4 protein-coding genes and 1 pseudogene are annotated in these 4,191 nt (G+C 25.1%); 3 read left to right on the top strand and 2 right to left on the bottom strand.

Annotation, left to right across the window (positions count from 1 at the left end):
- Positions 1 to 157: 157 nt before the first annotated feature.
- Positions 158 to 697 (top strand): P13 family porin, encoded by a 540-nt coding sequence (locus BN1173_RS00195; RefSeq protein WP_014695946.1) that lies wholly within the window; start codon positions 158 to 160, stop codon positions 695 to 697.
- 156 nt (positions 698 to 853) lie between these two features.
- On the opposite strand, the gene smpB is transcribed toward BN1173_RS00195, so the two are convergent.
- Both smpB and BN1173_RS00185 read right to left on the bottom strand, forming a co-directional pair.
- Entirely contained in the window at positions 854 to 1,303 is a 450-nt protein-coding gene (smpB, locus tag BN1173_RS00190) for an SsrA-binding protein SmpB (protein WP_012537808.1), read from the bottom strand.
- A 2-nt stretch (positions 1,304 to 1,305) separates the two neighbouring features.
- Positions 1,306 to 2,778 carry an SUMF1/EgtB/PvdO family nonheme iron enzyme gene (locus BN1173_RS00185; protein WP_040235732.1) on the bottom strand — a complete coding sequence of 491 codons (1,473 nt, stop codon included), beginning with the start codon at positions 2,776 to 2,778 and terminating at the stop codon, positions 1,306 to 1,308.
- A gap of 190 nt (positions 2,779 to 2,968) precedes the next feature.
- Between BN1173_RS00185 and lepB the strand changes: the two genes are divergently transcribed.
- Together lepB and BN1173_RS04405 are read left to right on the top strand one after the other, a co-directional pair.
- Positions 2,969 to 3,949 carry a signal peptidase I gene (gene lepB, locus BN1173_RS00180; protein ID WP_040235729.1) on the top strand — a complete coding sequence of 327 codons (981 nt, stop codon included), beginning with the start codon at positions 2,969 to 2,971 and terminating at the stop codon, positions 3,947 to 3,949.
- Positions 3,950 to 4,191 (top strand): annotated as a pseudogene (locus tag BN1173_RS04405) (signal peptidase I); the annotation flags it as partial.

Below are 4,191 nucleotides of genomic sequence, written 5' to 3'. Positions count from 1 at the left end.
ATTTTATATCGTATGTTAAAATTCATATGTAAGTGTTTCAGAAATATTATTAAAAAATATGTTTATGACTATCATAGAAGAAGAAATAAATAATTACAAAATAGCTTTTAATATGTATATAATGCAAACACTAGGCTGTTTATTTTGGGGGTATTTTATGAAGAGAGTATTAATTTTAGTTTTACTTTTATTTTGTATTTTTGGAAGTTTTGCTCAAAGTTATGATGAAATGAAGACGGATATTGGGAGTAACAGCATTAATGGTAGCGGTAATTTGGAGAAGTTATTACTTTATGAGAGTTATAAACAAAATGCTTTAATTCCTTTTTTATTGAATTTATTTGTAGGTTTTGGAATAGGTTCTTTAGTTCAAGGTGACATTACAGGCGGATTATTGATTTTAGGTTTTGACGCTTTAAGTTTGGGTTTGTTAGGTTATGGTGTATATTCTACTTTGAATTCTAAGTCAGTTGAAGTCCCAGTAGTTGGTTTATCTCTAATGACATTAGGAGGAATCACTATGTTTATAACACGAATTGTTGAAGTTGTACTTCCCTTTACACATGCGGCTAGCTATAACAAAAAACTTAGACAAAATTTAGGCATTGCATTAGGAGGTTTTCATCCTGAAGTTGATTTAAGCTTTGATGAAAATTCTAGAGTTATCTTTGAACTTTCTTTTACTAAGAAATATTAATTGTAAAAATTTATATTAAAGTCATTGAGTGTAGTTATAATAATTAGTAATTGTAACTACTCTTTGTTTATATTATGAGTATTTATTTAAGTTATCTTTTAAATTGTTTATGTTGTGTTTTTAATATAACTATTGCGTTTATGATTTTTGTTTTCTTTATTTATATTGTTTGATTTCACGACTGAGATCTTTTTTGATACTTTTTTGTTTTAAAATTTCTCTTTTGTCAAACAGTTTTTTTCCTTTACATATTCCAAGTTCGACCTTTATTAACGAATTTTTGAGATATATCGATATAGGAACCAATGTGTATCCTTCTTTTTCTTTGAATTTTTTTAATTTTTGTATTTCTTTCTTTGTTATAAGTAATTTTCTACGTCTTGTTTCTTCATGATTAAAGATATTACCTTCTTTGTATTTTGCTATATGTAAATTTTCAAGCCATATCTCATCTTTTTTTATATTAGCAAAGCTGTCATTGAATGTAAATTTTTTTAATTTAATAGATTTTACTTCAGTTCCTTTTAAAACAATGCCACAACTTAGTCTGTCTTCAATAAAGTAATTAAATCTTGCTTTTTTGTTTTCAAGCAGTATTGAGCTCATATTTATTCCTTTTCAATAACCAGCCTAAATCCAATGTTAGGAGAACACCAATATTTTAAAAAAGAAGCTTGTGTTGAAGGTTTAAGCGTTGAATTATTGGTATAAGTGTAAGTTCTAAGCTCTGTGATTAGTGAATTGAAATTATGGTTTTCTGAATATATGTCATTTTTGTTTTGGAATAATATAACTTCATTAAAGCTTGAGTTTTGCATCAAATTCCAAAATCCAACTTTTTTAGATACTTCATTTATATTTAAATTGTCTATAGATTTTGGGACTTCTTTTTGATACAATTCCCATTCTTGAGATATAGGAAGTCTTGCTTTAAATCCTTTAGGTAAGGTTGAAGAGTACCATTTAGCATATTCCATTGCTGCGTAGTAAGATATGTGTGTGATATCTTCATTTGAAGGCATTTGATTGAAAGTTTTAAGATAACTTTCATCTACAAGTTCTTCTTTTATAAGGTTATTTTTATTATTTAATGCCCATTTAGGATTTTTGTCTAAAAAATTTTGATATTCAGCTTTAGTAATATTTTTGTTCTGGATTAGGAATTCTTTTAATTTATATGTAGTCTTTAATATTAAATCTTGTGAATGTAATTTATAATTTTTGATGCTATCAATGTTTTGAGATATTATTTTTTTGAAGTTATTTAGAGATAAATTTATATTTTGATTTTCAAAACTTAATATTTTATTTTCATTTTTTAATTTTTCTATAAATGTTTTAAACCATTCTTCGCGACATACTTGTTTTTGTTGTTCTGGGTCTAAATTTTCAAAAAACCAAATAATAGCCCTATCTTCTAGATTAAAATTTTGTTTTAAAGATGTCCATATTTCTTTATTGTTATTATCATTGATTGAGTATATGGTTTTGTATGCCGATATAAAGTCTTGAAACATTATATTAGAATGTATATGTGGAATGGAGGTTTGAAAAAATTTTTTGATATATTCTGAGTTATTTTGTAAATCATTCATAATTAGTGAAAATACTGGAATTAATTTTATGTTATCATCAGCATTTTTAATTTTTGTCATAACTGAGAGTTCTTTTTGCCTTTTTGCAATGATCTTTTCAGGAGCTATTAGTTTTAAATTAACATTTAGCTTATAATTTGTAAAAAATTTATTTTTGATATCAATTTTTGTTTCGTAAGTTTCAAATCCAAATCTTTTAATTTTTAAAGTTCCTTTATTAAAGTTTACGTATTTGTTTAGAGGAGTTTTGCCAATATATTTTTCATCTATGTAAACATATGAATTTTTAATATTGGTTTTTATTTTTAAATATACTCCAGGATTATTTAATTTAGCATTTATGATGAAACCAAGTAATAATATTATAGGAAGGATAATCATTGTAAAGAAAACATAAACTTTTGGAGTTATTCCCAATATTGGTTTTAGTTCTACTGTGAGTGGTTGTTCTTTAGTGATATTAAGACTATCATTCTCTTTGAGCATACATAGTGATTATAGAAAAGTATTAAAAGAAATTCAATATTGCTATATTTCTTTGCGTGTATTAATTTTGAAGAAATATATCACATGATAATTTGTATTGAATTTTAGATTTTGTATTTAAATATAAGATGTTATTGGATATATTGATAATTTTTGATTTTATGTATAATTTAGGCTTGAGGACAAATTTATGTTTTTAGAAAAATTGGATAATTTTGCTAACTTTTTAGTGAGAATTGTTGAGAGATATTTAACTTATAGAAAACAAAAAAAATATTTTTATAAATTGAGAGCTAAAAAACGAGGTTTTATGCTTAACTTTTTGCTTGAGCTTTTAGGTGCTTCGATTTTTGTTTTAGGAATAAATCAATATTTTTTACAGGCGTATAGAATTCCATCAGGTTCAATGGAAAATACTCTTCAGATTGGAGATTTATTGTTTGTGGATAAGTTTTCTTATGGTCCTGAACTTTTGCCGGGATTGTGTAAGATAGTTGGAATAAAGGAACCAGATGAATCAGAGATTGTGATTTTTGAAAATGTAGAATATAAATCAAAAGGGCTTTTTTTTGATATTTTGCATAGATTGCTTTATATGCTAACTTTTAGTTTTGTCGATCTTGATAAGGATGAAGATGGAAATCCTAGTGTTAGATTTCTTGTAAAAAGAGCATTATTTGCAGATGGTAAACTTGTAAGATTTAGGAATGGATTAGTGTTTGTAAAGAGGGAAGGTGAGGAAGAATTTATAGAAGAAGATATTTATAAGTCTTCATTGGGATATAATTTTACTGTTAAGAAAAATGTAGAAGAGGTGGATTATAAAGTTTATGATAATCTTGCTATGTTTATTGCGTTAAATCAATTAAATGTTAACTTAGAAAATGTATCTGATTTTTCATTTTTTAATCTTAGAGAAATTGATAGATTTGAAATTGAAAGACTTGAATATCGTTATTTAGTAGCTTTTATGCCATATGTTGATTATTACATTGAGAAGGCAATAATGAAAGATTATGGAATATATGTACCTTATGGGTATGTGTTACCTGTTGGGGATAATAGAGACAATTCTTATGATGGAAGGTTTTTTGGTGTTATAGATAAAAAGAAAATTCTTGGTAGGGCGTTTTTTATGTATTTTCCTTTCTCTAGAATAGGTTTAATTTAAATGCCCGGTTATTTAACTTTTGAACAAAGACTTTTAAGAAAACAAAGAAGAAAAATTTTTTTTAAAATTATTTTGTTATTTTTGCTATCTAATTATTTTTTTACAAAATTTGTTTTACAAATTTTTACTTTTCAAGGTGATGATATGTTTTCTTTGATAACAAAAAACAATACTTTAGTTTTTGTTTCAAAACATATACGTACTTTTTTTATTCCGTTAACATTAAATGATATTGTTATTTA

Source organism: Borrelia crocidurae, from assembly GCF_000825665.2.
In the GTDB taxonomy this organism is placed as follows: domain Bacteria; phylum Spirochaetota; class Spirochaetia; order Borreliales; family Borreliaceae; genus Borrelia; species Borrelia duttonii.
The sequence above is the reverse complement of the archived record's forward strand: the minus strand, read 5'-3'. Positions and strand labels throughout refer to the sequence as shown.